The sequence below is a fragment of the Rhodococcus marinonascens NBRC 14363 genome, assembly GCF_001894885.1.
Classification (GTDB): Bacteria; Actinomycetota; Actinomycetes; order Mycobacteriales; family Mycobacteriaceae; genus Rhodococcus_F; species Rhodococcus_F marinonascens.
The window spans coordinates 146,102-161,210 of the sequence record NZ_BCXB01000007.1 but is presented as its reverse complement, the minus strand read 5'-3'; the positions used below and the strand labels follow the sequence as shown (position 1 = coordinate 161,210).

15 protein-coding genes are annotated in these 15,109 nt (G+C 62.5%); 10 read left to right on the top strand and 5 right to left on the bottom strand.

Annotated elements, in window-relative coordinates:
- Window positions 1-409, top strand: a 409-nt coding sequence (locus tag RM2_RS07965) for a C40 family peptidase (protein WP_139277692.1), incomplete at its 5' end; no start/stop codon positions are given.
- A 7-nt stretch (window positions 410-416) separates the two neighbouring features.
- Here RM2_RS07965 and RM2_RS07960 read toward each other — a convergent pair.
- Window positions 417-2,006, bottom strand: a complete 1,590-nt coding sequence (locus tag RM2_RS07960; protein WP_072688285.1) for a GMC family oxidoreductase — start codon at window positions 2,004-2,006, stop codon at window positions 417-419.
- A 48-nt stretch (window positions 2,007-2,054) separates the two neighbouring features.
- Window positions 2,055-3,800, bottom strand: coding sequence for an aldehyde dehydrogenase family protein (locus RM2_RS07955; protein ID WP_072688284.1), 1,746 nt, complete (start codon window positions 3,798-3,800; stop codon window positions 2,055-2,057).
- 283 nt (window positions 3,801-4,083) lie between these two features.
- On the opposite strand from RM2_RS07955, the gene RM2_RS07950 reads away from it, so the two are divergent.
- Both RM2_RS07950 and RM2_RS07945 read left to right on the top strand, forming a co-directional pair.
- A complete protein-coding gene (locus RM2_RS07950) occupies window positions 4,084-5,385 on the top strand; it encodes a type I glutamate--ammonia ligase (protein ID WP_072688309.1) in 1,302 nt (433 codons plus the stop codon).
- A 112-nt stretch (window positions 5,386-5,497) separates the two neighbouring features.
- Complete coding sequence (locus tag RM2_RS07945) at window positions 5,498-5,812, top strand: hypothetical protein (RefSeq protein WP_072688308.1); 315 nt, start codon at window positions 5,498-5,500, stop codon at window positions 5,810-5,812.
- A gap of 196 nt (window positions 5,813-6,008) precedes the next feature.
- Here the strand turns inward: RM2_RS07945 and RM2_RS26130 are convergent, their stop codons facing one another.
- A complete protein-coding gene (locus tag RM2_RS26130) occupies window positions 6,009-6,170 on the bottom strand; it encodes an Rv1352/Rv1906c domain-containing protein (protein ID WP_507762063.1) in 162 nt (53 codons plus the stop codon).
- 33 nt (window positions 6,171-6,203) lie between these two features.
- On the opposite strand from RM2_RS26130, the gene RM2_RS07940 reads away from it, so the two are divergent.
- Window positions 6,204-7,247: a DNA polymerase IV gene (locus RM2_RS07940; protein WP_072688283.1), complete on the top strand. Its 1,044-nt coding sequence runs from the start codon at window positions 6,204-6,206 to the stop codon at window positions 7,245-7,247.
- 71 nt (window positions 7,248-7,318) lie between these two features.
- Here RM2_RS07940 and RM2_RS07935 read toward each other — a convergent pair whose 3' ends face one another.
- Window positions 7,319-8,317, bottom strand: coding sequence for an MBL fold metallo-hydrolase (locus tag RM2_RS07935; protein ID WP_072688282.1), 999 nt, complete (start codon window positions 8,315-8,317; stop codon window positions 7,319-7,321).
- A 483-nt stretch (window positions 8,318-8,800) separates the two neighbouring features.
- Here RM2_RS07935 and RM2_RS07930 point away from each other — a divergent pair, with 483 nt between their 5' ends.
- The 6 genes from RM2_RS07930 (at window position 8,801) to RM2_RS07905 (ending at window position 13,352) form a co-directional block, all read left to right on the top strand.
- Entirely contained in the window at window positions 8,801-9,379 is a 579-nt protein-coding gene (locus tag RM2_RS07930; protein WP_072688281.1) for a TerD family protein, read from the top strand.
- Window positions 9,380-9,520: 141 nt separating this feature from the next.
- On the top strand, window positions 9,521-10,099 hold the full coding sequence (locus RM2_RS07925) for a TerD family protein (protein WP_072688280.1): 579 nt from the start codon (window positions 9,521-9,523) through the stop codon (window positions 10,097-10,099).
- A 97-nt stretch (window positions 10,100-10,196) separates the two neighbouring features.
- On the top strand, window positions 10,197-11,438 hold the full coding sequence (locus tag RM2_RS07920) for a toxic anion resistance protein (RefSeq protein ID WP_072688279.1): 1,242 nt from the start codon (window positions 10,197-10,199) through the stop codon (window positions 11,436-11,438).
- Window positions 11,439-11,498: 60 nt separating this feature from the next.
- On the top strand, window positions 11,499-11,939 hold the full coding sequence (locus tag RM2_RS07915) for a hypothetical protein (RefSeq protein WP_169846686.1): 441 nt from the start codon (window positions 11,499-11,501) through the stop codon (window positions 11,937-11,939).
- The gene (locus tag RM2_RS07910) at window positions 11,936-12,502 is read left to right on the top strand and encodes a TerD family protein (protein WP_072688277.1); all 567 of its coding nucleotides are present in this window, start codon (window positions 11,936-11,938) and stop codon (window positions 12,500-12,502) included. The genes RM2_RS07915 and RM2_RS07910 overlap by 4 nt, the downstream gene beginning before the upstream one ends.
- A 10-nt stretch (window positions 12,503-12,512) precedes the next feature.
- The gene (locus tag RM2_RS07905) at window positions 12,513-13,352 is read left to right on the top strand and encodes a hypothetical protein (RefSeq protein WP_072688276.1); all 840 of its coding nucleotides are present in this window, start codon (window positions 12,513-12,515) and stop codon (window positions 13,350-13,352) included.
- Window positions 13,353-13,383: 31 nt separating this feature from the next.
- Here RM2_RS07905 and RM2_RS07900 read toward each other — a convergent pair whose 3' ends face one another.
- Window positions 13,384-14,760, bottom strand: a complete 1,377-nt coding sequence (locus RM2_RS07900; RefSeq protein ID WP_072688275.1) for a TY-Chap domain-containing protein — start codon at window positions 14,758-14,760, stop codon at window positions 13,384-13,386.
- Window positions 14,761-15,109 lie beyond the last annotated feature (349 nt).

Here is a 15,109-nt window from a genome sequence, read left to right as displayed (position 1 = left end):
GCAGCTGATACCGGGACCGCCACCACCGGCACCGGGGCCGCCACCACCGGCACCGGTATCGCCGGTTACTCACGGCTCGCAGGCGCTCGCCGCGGCCAAGTCGAAGATCGGCTCGCCGTACGTCTGGGGCGCGACCGGCCCGAATGCATTCGACTGCTCCGGACTGGTGCAGTGGGCCTATCAGCAGGTCGGCGTGTCGCTTCCGAGAACCACATACGACCAGGTGAACAGTGGGATTCCGGTGGAGAGGGGTGACTTGCAGCCGGGCGATGTCGTTCTGTTCAACGGCGCCCAGCACGTCGCGCTATTCGAAGGAAACGGAATGGTCGTCCACGCATCCACTACGGGGCAACCCGTCAAGGAGGCACCACTCGATTCGATGCCGTTCTACGCAGCACGTCGGTATTAGCAGCGCACTACGAGTTACGGATCAGGTCTGACGCTCGCTCGCCGATGAGTATTGATGGTGCATGGGTGTGTCCGCGGATGAGGGTGGGCATGATCGATGCGTCGGCAACGCGCAATTTGTCGACGCCCCGCACCCGAAGTTCCGGGGTGACGACGCTGGCGGTGTCGCTGCCCATCCGGCAGGTTCCTACCGGATGGTAGAGCGTGTGGGCGTTTTCCTCCAGCGCCCGAAGGAGCATCTCCTCGGACGGCGTTCTCGGCGACACCGCTGGACGAATCATGCTGCCCAGCTTCGACTTCAGCGCCGGAGCCGACGCCACCTCGTCGCACTGTCTGAGACCCTCGAGCATCGCCTTGCGGTCGACGCCGTCGCTGTCGCTGAGGTAGCGGGGATCGATGACCGGTTTGTCGAGGGGATCTCCCGAACGCAGCGAGATCTCGCCGCGACTCTGGGGCTTCAGAAGGATGCTGCCGATCACCACGGCGTGACGGGTCGCCGGAATGAGTGCCTCGTCGAAGAACGGTGCGGGTCCGAAGATCATCTCCAGGTCCGGCAGTGCCAGATCGTCCTGACTGCGTGCGAAGCCGTACGCCTCTCCCACATTCGAGGTGAGCATGCCCCGGCGGCGGGTGAGGTAGTTGACGAGTTGCGGGAACTTCTCTGCGGCGAACAGCGAATCCGACTCGACGCTGTAGCCGAGGAACGACACCAGGTGATCAAGCAGATTCTTTCCGACCCCGGGCGCATGGCATCGCACTGAGATGCCGTGCTCGCGCAATTGCGTCTGGTCGCCGATACCGGAGAGCATGAGCAGTTGCGGTGTGTTGATCGCCCCGCCGGCGAGCACCACTTCCTTCGCGGCGTGCACGGTGCGTCGAGTGCCGTCTTTCTCGTATTCGACGCCGACGGCCGCCGACCCTTCGAAGAGGACCCGGGTGGCTTGCGCGCCAGTGAGAACAGTCAGGTTCTTCCGTGTAAGGGCCGGTCTGAGGTAGGCGTCGGCAGTGCTCCAGCGCGCGCCACGCTTCTGGGTGACCATGGTCTGTGAGAAGCCCTCGGGCCGACTCTTGTTCGGGCGCTCGACCGGATGGCCGGTCTCCCGGACAGCTTCCAGGAATGCCTGGGTGAGCGTGCGGGGGCTCCGCTGGTGCGAGACCAAGATCGGTCCGGCGGTTCCGCTGTCTGGATCGGATGCGTCCTGCACGTTCTCGATGCGGCGATAGTACTTGACGACCTCCTTGAACGACCACGATTCGTCGGTGAGTTCAGCCCACTCGTCGTAGTCCGCCGCGAATCCGCGTACCCACATCATCGCGTTCATCGACGACGAGCCACCGAGCATCTTGCCGCGGGGCCAATAGATCTCGCGGCCTCCCAACCCCGGTTGTGGTTCCGTCAGGTAGTCCCAATCCAAATTGCTGCGAAATAGTTTCGGGAATGCGGCCGGAATGTGCGCGAACTTGTCCTTGTCCTCGGGACCGGCCTCGAGGACGATGACCGAGCTGCCGGGATCGGCGCTGAGGCGATCGGCCAGCACGGCTCCCGCCGAACCTGACCCCACTATCACATAGTCAGCTACCGACAGTGCCTGGTTCATCGTTCGTCTCCACTTCGACGGGGGTGAGGGACGGAAAGTGCGGGCCCGTCATCCGCGCAAGGCGGACGCGAAGATTGCAGGAAGCCGGGTCCATGAGGGGGCACCGGCAAATCCTGTCAGCAGACGGCCCGTCGTCGCAGCGGTTCGGTTGTTGACGAACCATGGCGGCTTCGGGGAGATGGACATCTCGCCGTTCAGGACCGACCGTGGCGAGGGACGGAAGGGACCGCGCACGATTGTGCGTTCGGGGCGGTTGATGAGGAGTGCGTTGTGCACCACTCCGATCCCGCTCTGGACGTTGTTCAAAGTGTGCCCGGGGAAGGCTCCCCAGGTCGCAGTGGGGGTGAGATAAGCGAGGCCGGTCCACGCGTTCACCGCGATGGCTCCGTACCGCAGGCTTTCGAGGAGTGAATCGAACGCCGATCCCATCGACTTGATGGTTTGCGGCGCGGCGATGATGTTGACGCCGAGGGTACCGACGAAGTCCTCGTTCACCAGGTTCGCGGCCCGCGCAGCGAACTCGGCGCCCCCGTACGGAAGGTCGATCACGCCCAGTACCGGGGCGAAGTACTCAGTCTGGAGAAGTGGTGCGTACTCGTCGAGGTTCAGATCCGTGACGAGGACCCGTCCGCCGTTCATGCCCAAACGCGCCGCCGAGGGAAACACCGCGGTGGCGCCGGCTACACGGGAATCACTCCCGGGGTAGTACGCGGAGCGATCCGGAGCCCGGTCGATAGCGTCACGCAAGGCCGATACGAACTCGTCGCGCTGTTTCCATTCGGACGACACGACCACGGCTTGTGACGCGACACAGTTGTAGCCGCCGTTGTGCAATCGTTGAGTCGCAACGTGTTCTGCCTGGAACTTGATGTCGGCACTACTCCATTTTCCGGGCAGCACGATGGTCGGAGACACACCGCCAAGTTCGCTGGAGATGGGCTTGTCGAGAATCGGTTCGTTCGCCGCCTTGCGGCGGGCGCCGTCGTCGCCGGTGCCGAACACGATGGCGTCGTGGGTGAGTGCGCTGCCGGTCATGTGTACGTGGTCTACGAGGGCGTGGTGTACCAGATACGTCCCGACATCCGCACCGCCGGTCAGTATTCGGACGGCGCCGATCGAGATCAGCGGTTCCAGGACGCGTTCCAGCACGGGCAGTAGTGAGTCGGTGATGGGGTTGAGCTTGAGTGCGACCACACGGTTGTGTGCGATCAGTTCGTACAGGGTATCGAGCGGGGCGATCGAGGTGATGTTTCCGGCGCCCAACACCACGCCGACGCCCTGCGTCCGCGACGGGGCGCGTTGGGCCAGTCCGGCATCGCGCTGTGCGGTCGCACGATCGATTCCGGGCTGCAGCCAGACTTCAGCACTGAATCCGCTCAGGAGCAGCCTGTCGAAGATGTCGAGCGGCAAAGCCTTGACGGTGGTTCGGCCGCCGGGTGCGGTGCCGAATGTGGCACCGTCGAGCGGACTTGTTCCGGCGTCCAGTTTCGCTAGGCTCGCGGACAATGCCGCGGCGGCGATGGCGAAGGGGTACGGCCCCGACATCCATTCCTCGCCGACCAGCGGGGACTTCGGGTTCAGGCCCTTGATCGCGACTGCGGCGTCCACCCAGTCGGCAGCATGTTGCACGGCGAGTTCGCGCACCTTGTCGAGCAGTTGGGCGCGGTCTGCCAAGGAAAGGGCGGCCCACGCGTTCTCGCCTTTCGCGAGGTCGAGGAGGGCGGCATCGACGTCCGGGTGTGCCGAGACGGCGTCGGGTGTGGGGGAGGCGGCTTCGGATTCTGAAGTGCTCACTGTGGACAACTCCGCTGGCTTCGAGTGGACGGATGGCGACACCACAGAGGACGAGCACTTCTGTGGAGTTCAACATTGATTCTCGTCCCCCGCAGGGCGCGGCGCCATAGGAATGCGCTGTCGATGTCGGCACGGGGGCTGAAGAAGCATCGCCGAATCGGGTCCAGCGCCCGTCTCAGAGCTATCCTCTCAATGGGGGCGCTGTCGTCAGCCGGGGTAGGCCAAACAAGTTGAGGCAATGCAAATGAGTGATTCTCGTGAGATAGACAATGACGAGTCCGTGATGCTGAGCCAAGGTGGAGGCTTCGGCCCTGCGGACCGGATCGTCGGCTCGGTCGTCGACCTGGCCGGGATATCTCGGGCGAAAGTGTTCCCGATGTCGAGGCTGGCGTCCTTCGTCGACTCCGGCGCGGGTGCATCACCGAGTTGGAGTGTGCATTGCGTCGACAACCATATCGCGATGACCCCGAGCTTCTCGATGGTCGGCGATCTGCGCCTGCGGATTGACCGAGAGGACGTGAGGAACCTGGGGAACGGAACGTATTGGGCGCCGGCGTGTCTGTCCGAGCAGGATGGGACGCCGTCGCTCGCGTGCACCCGAGGTGCGCTGCGACGGGCGACGGAGAGGTTGGCGGCGGCCGGTCTGGACGCACTCATCGGACATGAGATCGAGTTCACGCTCTTCGGCGCGGTGACCAGGGAGGAATGGGCGATCTACGGATTGAATGCCGTTCTCGCGCAAGAAGAGTTCATAGCAACTCTGCTCGCCACGGCCTCCGTGGCCGGGCTGTCGATCGACCAGGTCCACGCGGAGGGCGGGCTCAACCAGTTCGAGGTGTCCCTAGCGCCCGCAGATCCCGTCAGTGCTGCCGACAATCTAGTTCTCGCACGCGCACTGATCAGCCGTGCTGCACGTACCAGTGGGTTGCGAGTATCCTTTTCCCCGATGCCGGTCGCGGGGGATTACGGTAGCGGCGCCCATCAACACGTGTCATTCTGGCGACGAGGTTTGCCGATCCTGTCGGGCGGTCCCGGCCCGCACGGGTTGACGCCCTCCGGCGAAGGCGCCATCGCCGGCATAACGCGCGCTCTGCCCCAGTTCGTTGCGGTTATGGCCGGATCGGCACTGTCGCACCTGCGGTTGGGGCCGGGAATGTGGGCGGGCGCGTTCTGCTGCTGGGGTCTGGAGAACCGCGAGGCGGCCGTGCGGCTGTGTGCGGATACCGCCGGGAACCCCCACGGCGCAAGCCTCGAGGTCAAGCCCATCGATTCGTCCGCGAACCCGTACCTGAGCAGCGCCGCCATCCTCGGCGCCGCCCACGCCGGAATCGTCGACCATCTTCCTCTCCCGAACGAGGTGTCGGTCGACCCAGCCGATCTCACCGAAGAGAACGTGGTCGAACTGCTCCCGACCTCGCCGTCGGACATGCTCGCAGAGCTCGAGTCGTCAGCCCTCGCGCGGGACCTGTTCGGTCCTCTGATCATCGAGGCTCTCCTCGCGGTCAAGGGCTACGAGTACGCCGAGTACCGCCACAAGCCGGTGGACGAAGTGACACAACAATTGCGGTATGCGTGGACCTGCTGATCGGTGAATCGACCGATCGTCGATTTTTGAAGAAATTGTCCTCGTCGAGGATGATTGATTGCCCGGGTTATGGGTACCGCGTCGAGAGGCAACTAAATCGATGGAGGCAGTCATGAGAACGGGCAGGAGATTGGCCGCGGTGGCGGCATGCGTCACCGTGCTCGGATCGGGGGCATCGGGTGTTGCCTGGGGCGATGCTCTCGACGCTGAAGTGCCGGTGAGCAAGCAGGACTACCTTGTGCAGGAGCCCTACGATCCGCAGAACAACTGCGACGAATTCTACGGGGACTACGTGCCTGGATTTGGTGTCAATCCATACAGCGAGTTGGAAGACGAGTGCGAAGGTTCCAATAGCGACTTCCCACCGCCGGTCAATGAGGGCGAGTCACCGCCCACCGACGACAGAGGGGTGGTCCCTCCGGCGTAGTTGCTGCGGGTGATTGTTGTAGGCACCGGGTACGAGCAGGCACTGGACGTGGTGTCACCGCTGGAATCGTGCGGCCTCTGGTTCCGTGGTGTCCGGTTCCCAACCGGAATGGACCCGCGCTCGACCCCCAATCGGTACACCGCCTCAGTCCACCATCACCAGTGAGAGTGGTGGAGACTCGTCGAACGAGCCGTGATCACCCAGTCTTCGTCCAAGTCCCGCAGCCGTCACTCGTGAATGCGGCGTCCGGTGGTGAGACCGTGACGACGGACGAACCACTGGGTAGGTCGTTGGCGATGATGTCGTCAAACTCTCCTGAGCGGCTGTGGAACTTGGGGTCCGGAACTCGGATATCCACATGTACGTGTAGTCGATTACGGATACTGGGATCATGAGCACTCCGACGCGGCGGCGGTGGGTGCTACACGTCGATCTCGATCAGTTCATTGCCGCGGTCGAGGTCCTGCGCAACCCTGACCTGCGGGGACGTCCCGTTGTTGTAGGCGGTCGCGGAGATCCCACCGAGCGGGGTGTGGTTTCAACGGCATCGTACGAGGCGCGCGAGTTCGGTGTCGGTTCCGGAATGCCACTGAGGATCGCGGCACGCAGGATCCCGGACGCGGTGTTCCTTGCTGTCGACGCCGAGGCATACAGCGAGGTGTCGGGGGTCGTGATGGACACTCTGCGGACGCTGGACGTCGTCGTCGAGGTAGCGGGCTGGGACGAGGCGTTTCTTGATGTCGAGACCGGTGACCCGGAAGCCTTCGCTGAAACGGTCCACGATGCTGTCTTGGCCGCGACCGGCCTCCATTGCTCAGTGGGCATAGGTGACAACAAGTTACGCGCCAAGGTTGCGACCGATCTCGGCAAGCCACAGGGCGTCTATCGGCTCACCGAGGAGAATTGGTTTGCTGTCATGGGGGAGCGCAGCACCGAGTCGTTGTGGGGAATTGGTAGGAAGACCTCGAGAAAGCTTGCTGCCTTGGGTGTTAGCACGGTCCGGCAACTGGCAGACGCTTCGGACCGGGAGTTGGCCGCGACCCTCGGTCCGAACATGGGTCCGTGGTACGCCCGGATCGGTCGCGGTATCGATCATTCGCCGGTCTCGGCTGAGCGGTGGGTTGCGAGGTCGCACAGTCGGGAGACTACGTTTCAACGGAACCTTGTGGACTGGACGGACGTCACGGCAGAGGTCCGTCGCTTGGCAGTTCGCGTCAGGGAGGACATCGTCGCGGAGAACCGTCGGGCGGTGCGAGTGACGGTAAAGGTGCGCTACGCCCCGTTCGACACGCACACGACGAGTATGCCGATGCAGGATCCGACATTCGATGCGGACATGATTGCTGATCAAGCAGCAGCCTTGGTCGATAGGCTCGACCATGAGCGAGAGGTACGACTTCTCGGTGTGCGGTTGGAGATGACGCCGCCTGTGTGAGAAACGCCGCCTGTGTGAGTGGCCGCCTGTGTGAGTGACGGAGTGCTCACGCGCCCGCTGCGGCTCACCTGTCAGCGGCGGGCGAAGACTGCAGGTTCGGAGTTCGGCACCTGCGCGACGAGGTCGCGGGCGACGAGGTGCCGAAGGTGGGCTGCCGCCTCGGACAGTGCCATGCTCTTACCCATGGGAGAGATGTCTGCCCACGGCTTGTACCACTGCATGCGCTCGGCGACCTGCCACACGGTGATCTGATCGTCGCCGAATGCCCTGTACAGATGGTCGAGTCGCTCTTCGTGGTGTTCGATCAACTCGCCGGCCCGGCTCGTGACGTCGTCGATGGGGATGCCGTGCGCGCCGAGTCCGCGGGTGACGTGCATGGTCTGAACGCGACGCAGCGAGTCCATGAATTCGGCCAGGGCGTCGCGTTCTTCCAGCGGGTAGACAAAGTTACCGACATGGGGCGTCGTCTTCTGTAGGACGTGGTCGCCGGTGAACATCACGTCGGCGTCTTCCAGGTAGAAGCAGACGTGGCCGGGCGTGTGTCCCGGGGTGTAGACAGCGCGCAGGCTGCGGTCCGCGAGTGCAATGAGTTGGTTGTCGACCAGGACACGGTCCGGTGCAGAGCTGGGACCGACTGGCGGGTGCGTGCCTGAGAAGCTCTGGAATGCCTCGAGGTCTGATGCGCCGGCGCCGGCACGCGCCATGTTGGCCTTCTGAGAGTTCATCCACTCGGTTCCGAAGCCGGTCGATATGTGCGCGAACAACTCGTGATCGGATTCGTGCATTGCGATCCATGCGCCGGAGGCCTCCCGTACCCGGCCGCACAGACCCGTGTGGTCGGGGTGGAAGTGAGTGAGTACGACGCCTTCCACATCCTTCACCGAGTGCCCGATAGCTTCGAGTCCGGAGGTGAGACCGTTCCAGGCGTTGTCGTCGTTCCAACCGGCGTCGACGAGAATCAGGCCGCCGGGGGATTCCATCGCGTACACGAGTGTGTGACCGAGGGGGTTGTTCGTGATCGGGACCGGGATCTGGAAGATCCCGTCACCGATGGGCGCCGCGTCGGGCATGTGCACACCTCGTCGTCTGGATGAACAAGCTAGTTCCGGTTAACTTCATACTGACCTTTCGCCGCGGAATCCGACACCCCGGGTCCCGGCTGGCGGGACGGTCGTCTCGTAACCCGGCGGTTGATCTGGTCAACGAATCGCGCCGAGATCATCGGTTTCGGTTCGAATCGCCACCGTCCGTGGGAAGGGTTCGCTTCGTGTGACCGTTGGACTGGGAGTCACCTGCCACGTAGGACAGGGCCCGAAGACAACTGTCGGTGGTTGCGTGTATTTTCAGCGGCACCGTTCGAGGTTCAAGGGAAGCGAGGCAACACGGAGTTGGACCGCGGCTTCGCGATTTCCGTTGAAGCGACGGTGTCGTATCTTCGCGATTGCCAGGGCTGCCTTCCAGCGCCGGGCACGTTATGGTTCTTTCCACACTCGCAAAGATCGCGGAAGCATTCCTGGCATGGCGCGTTTGCCACTACGAACTGGAGGATGAGCATGGGAGTCAGTCTGGCAAAGGGCGGGAACGTCTCTCTGACCAAAGAAGCCCCTGGGCTGCAGGCCGTGCTGGTCGGCCTCGGTTGGGATGCTCGCACCACCAGCGGGGCCGACTTCGACCTGGACGCGAGCGCGTTGCTTCTGAATGCATCGGGGAAGGTTATCTCCGATCAACACTTCGTCTTCTACGGCAACCTCACGAGCCCCGACGGCACCGTCGAGCACACGGGGGACAATCTCACCGGCGACGGTGACGGAGACGACGAGTCCATCAAGGTCGATCTTATTTCTGTGCCGACGGACGTCGACAGGATTGTCATCACCGTGTCGATCTACGACGCTCGCGAACGGGGCCAGTCGTTCGGGCAGGTCAGCAATGCCTACATTCGCGTGGTAAATCAAGCCGACAACGTCGAGATCACGAGATACGACCTCACAGAGGACGCGTCGACGGAGACGGCAATGTTGTTCGGCGAACTTTACCGCCACGGAGGCGACTGGAAGTTCCGCGCTGTTGGCCAGGGTTACGAGTCCGGACTCGCCGGACTTGCCCGTGACTTCGGCGTCAACATTGCCTGAGTATTCCCTATCCTGACCTAGAGGTGGCTATCGGACTGATGGGTGGCGCGTTCGTCGCTGCGGCGCTCGTGCTCCATCACCCGAGTACAGCGAAGACCGGTATCGCAGATAATCGACACAACACTGAGGAGAATTGATCGCGTGAGTGTGAACTTGAGCAAGGGACAGCAGGTTTCCTTGACCAAACCTGGCGGCGCCACCCTGACGCAGGTGCGTATGGGTCTCGGCTGGGATGCCGCGAAGAAGCGAGGCATCTTCGGGGGTTTGAAGAACCAGACGATCGACTTGGACGCCTCTGCGCTGCTATTCGATGCTGCGGGCAATCTGACGGATCAGGTGTGGTTCCAGCAGCTTCAGAGCAAGGACAAATCGGTCCTGCATACCGGCGACAATCGCACCGGCGCCGGCGATGGCGACGACGAATCGATCAAAGTTGACTTGCAGCGCATCCATCCTTCGGTCACGACGATTGTCTTCGCGGTCAATTCCTTCACGGGCCAGGACTTCTCGCAGATTGAGAACGCTTTCTGTCGATTGATCGACGAGACGACGGAGACGGAGATCGCCCGGTACACGCTGACCGGATCAGGTAGTCATACCGCCCAGATCATGGCGAAGGTGACTCGTGACGGCGACCGTTGGTCGATGACGGCACTCGGTGCTCCCGCCGCTGGGCGCACCTTCAAAGAACTGCTACCGGCAATCGTGGCGCTCTTGTAATCTCCGCGGGCGGTCCGCGCGGCAGGCTGTTCAGTGGTCGCCGACTGCCCTTCCCGCGCCTTTGATCGTTGTAATACACCCTGCAAGGAGTCAATCAATGTCCGACCTCGACCTCGGATCCACCTCGGCGCCCGCAACGCCGACGGCCTCGGCCGGCAATGCCCTCGTACTGACCCCTCCTGCCCCCGTCGTGATCGTCAAGCAGGAAGAAGCCGCCGACGCGATCGCCCTCGACGACGGCAAGCAGGTCGAGTTGCGAACAAAGGCGACCGCCTTCGCCAATGAGCTTGTGGTCATGGACATGCGATCCCCGGACTTCGCGAAGAAGATCGACTCGATTACCTCGATGGGCAACACCGAAATGCGCGCTTCTGCGGGTGTGACGAACCGCATTCTCGATCGTCCGGCTGCCGGTGCAGGAGCGGCGAAAGGGCGGCAGAGCGACGATGCGCAGACCCGCGTCAGCAACACACTCCTCGATCTACGCAATACCGTCACCGAGCTCGATCCGGGGCGCGCCGAGCTCAGCGGTGCAAAGAAGCTACTCAGGTTCCTTCCCGGCGGTAACAAAATCGACCGATACTTCGCCCGGTACCAATCCTCACAGGCGCACTTGAACTCGATTATCAAGGCATTGGACTCCGGTCAGGACGAGCTGCGCAAAGACAATGCCAGCATCGAAACGGAGAAGGCCAACATGTGGAACATGATGGCCAAACTGACCGAATACAACCAGCTTGCCGCGGCCCTCGAGAGCGCTGTCGAACAGAAGGTCGCCGAGCTCGAGGCATCCGGAAACACCGAGAGTGCGAACACCTTGCGTTCCGACGCGTTGTTTGCGATCCGCCAGCGTCGTCAGGACCTCATGACGCAGATGACGGTCAACGTGCAGGGTTACATGGCATTGGACCTCGTGCGGCGCAACAACCTTGAACTGATCAAGGGTGTGGACCGCGCCCAGACGACCACGATCACTGCGCTCCGCACGGCCATCATCGTCGCTCAGGCACTGTCCCGGCAGAAGCTGGTGCTCGATCAGATCAGCGCGCTGAATACCACGACGTCCAATCTGATCGAGTCGACCTCGAACCAGCTGCGGATCCAGGGGGCGGAGATCAACCAGCAGGCAGCCACTAGCATGATCGACGTCCAGAAACTCCAGGCAGCTTTCGACAATGTCTTCCAGACGATGGATGCGGTCGATGCTTTCCGCGCCCAGGCTGTCGACAGCATGGCAGAGACCGTGACTGCGCTGGAAGGTCAGATCGAGCGCGCAAAGCCCTACCTCGATCGGATCCAGCGTGGATCGGCCGACGCGGCAGGACAGATCGGCTACTGACGAATGATGGCGTGGTTTCGGAGGGGTCAAGGCGAGCCGGATGGTTCGCCGTCGGCCGATGTGCTCGAAGAAGACGAGGATAGTCCCGAGGCGTTGTTTCGGGATCTGCATCAACTCGTCTCCTTCATCAACCTGAACGCTGGACGGCTCTCGAACGAGTCGGTTGTCGCAGCACGTTGTGTCACCGACACACTTCGGGAGGTCATCGCGACCGCTGAAGCCCGGCCCCTGGATATTCATGCCGCCATTTCGGTAAGAGCGATTTCGACCGATTACCTTCCTACGACTCTGCGCAGCTATCTGGCACTCGACGACCAAACTGTGGCAACGGTCGGACGGTCCGGGCATACGCCTCGGCAACTCCTCCTTCAGCAGGTTGATTCGCTGTGGGAGGCTGCCACGGACATCCTTGCCGCAACCAGATCTCACGACGTTGATGCGCTGACGACGCAGGGCAACTTCCTCCGCACAAAGTTCACAAGATCGGACCTTGATTTATGACGAGCGTCATGCGCCGGGGAGCGAATGTCGAACTCACCAGGGAGATCCCAGACCTGGCCGGGTTGGTGCTGGGTGTCAGTTGGGATGCGGGAGGGGAATCGCCTCTTCACGATAATCTCGTGATGGCGACGATTCTCTGTGGCGCGAACGGGAAAGCCCTGTCCGGAGATCACTTCGTCTTCTTCAATCAACTGAACTCTCCGGAGTTGTCTGTTCAGCAGCTCGAGCAAGCACTCGGGGGCGATCAGGAGCAGGTCGAAATCGACTTGTCGGCGATACCTGACACCGTGGTACGACTTGTCGTCGTGCTCTACCTCAACGAAGGTGCTGCGCGGCGCCGTGCCCTTGGTCAGCTACGCAAGTGTGAGTTGAGAGTTCTCAACCTTGCAGGCAACGCCGAACTCGTGCGGTCGGAAGACTTTGCTCCGCTGCTGTCGAACGAGACGGCGTTGGCGCTCGGCGAGGTGTATCGATACAAGAACGGTTGGAAATTCAAGGTAATCGGCCAAGGCTATGCCAATGGCATAGCCGGTATCGCTCATGACTACGAAATCCCTCTGTGAGGGACAGCGTATGAGCTTCGTCGATCCCACTAGCGCGCCCGGCCGTCCCGACCTTGTGTTTCTTCGGCGGCGTACGCGGCCGAAGGTCGGAGCAACCGCCGACCCCGCACCGCCGGTCAACGACGGTCCACAGGTTGACGACCGTTTGTCGGTCGAGCCGCCCACGTATACGAGCGACTTGCTGGATCTGTCGACTCCCGAAGACGTGGCACTCGATCTGTCTGTCGACAGCGTGGTTGCCTCCACGCCCGCGGTCGACGTGCCGTCCTCGGCTCGTCCCTGTAGGCGGGCCGACACCGGGGAACGCACCATCCTGACTCCGGACGAGCCCACCGTCACACTGACCCGGTTGCAGAGTGGCGTGGGCCTACTGGCTGTGGAAGCTGCGTGCTCGGATGCTGTGGGAGACTTGCAGTTCGGATGCGCCTACACGCTCCGGTCCGGTGTTTCATCGACTCTGGCGCCCACCTCCGGCAGGATTGCCGCACCGCCGAACTCCACCGCACCCGCACTATTTGGAATCAATGACGGCCGTGGGAAGTTCGCCATCGATCTACGGCAGTGTCGAGAGTTGGAACGGCTGGTCATCTACGGGTATTCGGACGCCGGCAACGAGGTTCCGTGGAGCGGTACGTTGGTCGTGACGACCTTTGCGAATGGCCGGATCGAGATTCCGCTGGACCCAATGCCCGCAGGGAGCATTGGTGTCGTGATGTCTCTGTACAACGTGCACGGAGAGTTCGTACTGCGCGCCGAAATGTGCCCGATCAGCGGATCGATCCAGCAGGCGTGTCGCGCCTATGGATTCGATCGCATCACCTGGATCGACGATCGAACACCTCTGGACTGAACGCTGATACACCGTTGTCGACTCGGTGGTATTACGAATCCGGCGAGGCGTCGAACAGTGTTGGCTCCGAGGCGATGTCGAAGAGTTTCATTTGCGGCGCGGCCCAGCCCGAAGAGGGAGTTCCTGGTGTGCCGTTGGGCAGGGCGACAACGCGTAGCGCTGTTCGCAGCGACTCGACCGTCTGATTCCACGCGTTTGCCTCATGGTTACAGGCGGCGGCTTCCTCACGGCCGCCGTGACTGTCCGCCTCGGTCGCGGATATGCGCCAAGAGATCTCTTGCTCCGAACTGAGTCGAAGGAACTCGAGTATCTGATCGCGGTCATTCCCGCAGATTTCGGCGACCTCGGTGGCATTCAGGTCGCCGGTGTCGTGCGGATCCAAGTGCATCAAGGTGACGAGCGCACGAGGCAACCCCTCGTCGTCCTCGTCTTCTTCGTTCGGAACTTCGTCCCCATTCGACGCTGAGGCCACCGACGACAGCGGAGACCGGCCACCGAATCGTTCGGCGAAGTCTTCGTCGACGCCTCGGAGTATGTCTCCGAGTGCCTTCAGCGCCTGCGGCAGGTGATTCGGCACAAATGGGCAGGCCATCACGTCGGCCACCGCGTACAGCCGGTCATTGAGCAGAAGCGGCCGGAAGTACCTCCACTTCCTGTTGAAGTCGGAGACGAGTTCCGCAGCCCTCGTGCGATTGGTGATGTCGTGAACCAACGGCACGGAGATGCAGATCGTTGGCTCATGCTCGGCAGGCCAGATGAAGGCCAGCATCTGGTCGAACGGGAGTATCAGATCACCGTCGTCGTCGCGCTTCGGTGTGAACTTCAGGCGCGGAATGATCGTTCGACTGATGAGATCGCGCAGATGCTCGGGATCGCGCGGGACAACGGAGGTGAAGAGGTCGAGGTCTTCCTTGCTCGCTGCAGTCGGGCCGGGCGGTGAGAACACAGGGGTCGAGACCGTGCCGGACGCCTTGGGTGCAAGAAAGACTGGATGGGGGACACCCCACAACTCGCGGAACACGATCACCGTCATCGCCGCCAGTTGATCCGCCCACGACGCCGGTTTGTCTACCCAGAATGCCGGTGAGCCGTTGCCGGCCGGCTCACCCGGCGTGCAGGTCGGAGGATTCCATCCCAGGTCGACCAGACGAGCCTCCTCCACCGCAGCGAGGGACCTGTTGCCCACGAGGAAGTGGTTCGACGGCACCTCGCACCGCACTGTGTCGGGTGCCCAGGCGAGAAACTGCACGCAGCGCGGCACGGCGTCCCGGTCGGTATCGAACGTCGAATCCAGGATCAGCAGGTCGTCCACCTGCATTTCCGCGACGTGGTCCGACAATAAGCGTCGAAAAGCCGACCAGGCCCGCTGCACGCTGCGGTCGTAGTCGAAGTCGTCCAAACCGGGCATCGGCACCCCTGGAACTCGTGAGATGGAGGCGATGACTCGCGCCTCGCGCTGACCTGATCACTGGAATCTAGCGGTCCGCACCGACATGTTCGAGCTGAGAGAGTCGGCGAGTCGTTCGTCCGCTGGTGAGGGCCCAGATCCCCGAGTTGCACGCGGCTGCAAGATGACGTGATTGCGCGGAGGCAGAGGTTGGATTCGTGAGCCTTGATCTCGCTGCGATTCTTTGAACGATCAAAGCGCAGTTGGTCAGGGCGGTCGACGATGTCAGGACCGGTCCAGGGGGTGGCTTGCTGTTGACGAAGTGGTGTCGATTCGCGTATAACTCGCGGACCGGCTTCCAAACGCCAGG

Coding starts and splice junctions, on each gene's coding strand:
- RM2_RS07960 (WP_072688285.1), bottom strand. CDS start 2,006: ATGAACCAGGCACTGTCGGTAGCTGACTATGTGATAGTGGGGTCAGGT.
- RM2_RS07950 (WP_072688309.1), top strand. CDS start 4,084: ATGCTGAGCCAAGGTGGAGGCTTCGGCCCTGCGGACCGGATCGTCGGC.
- RM2_RS07945 (WP_072688308.1), top strand. CDS start 5,498: ATGAGAACGGGCAGGAGATTGGCCGCGGTGGCGGCATGCGTCACCGTG.
- RM2_RS07940 (WP_072688283.1), top strand. CDS start 6,204: ATGAGCACTCCGACGCGGCGGCGGTGGGTGCTACACGTCGATCTCGAT.
- RM2_RS07935 (WP_072688282.1), bottom strand. CDS start 8,317: ATGCCCGACGCGGCGCCCATCGGTGACGGGATCTTCCAGATCCCGGTC.
- RM2_RS07930 (WP_072688281.1), top strand. CDS start 8,801: ATGGGAGTCAGTCTGGCAAAGGGCGGGAACGTCTCTCTGACCAAAGAA.
- RM2_RS07920 (WP_072688279.1), top strand. CDS start 10,197: ATGTCCGACCTCGACCTCGGATCCACCTCGGCGCCCGCAACGCCGACG.
- RM2_RS07910 (WP_072688277.1), top strand. CDS start 11,936: ATGACGAGCGTCATGCGCCGGGGAGCGAATGTCGAACTCACCAGGGAG.
- RM2_RS07905 (WP_072688276.1), top strand. CDS start 12,513: ATGAGCTTCGTCGATCCCACTAGCGCGCCCGGCCGTCCCGACCTTGTG.
- RM2_RS07900 (WP_072688275.1), bottom strand. CDS start 14,760: ATGCCCGGTTTGGACGACTTCGACTACGACCGCAGCGTGCAGCGGGCC.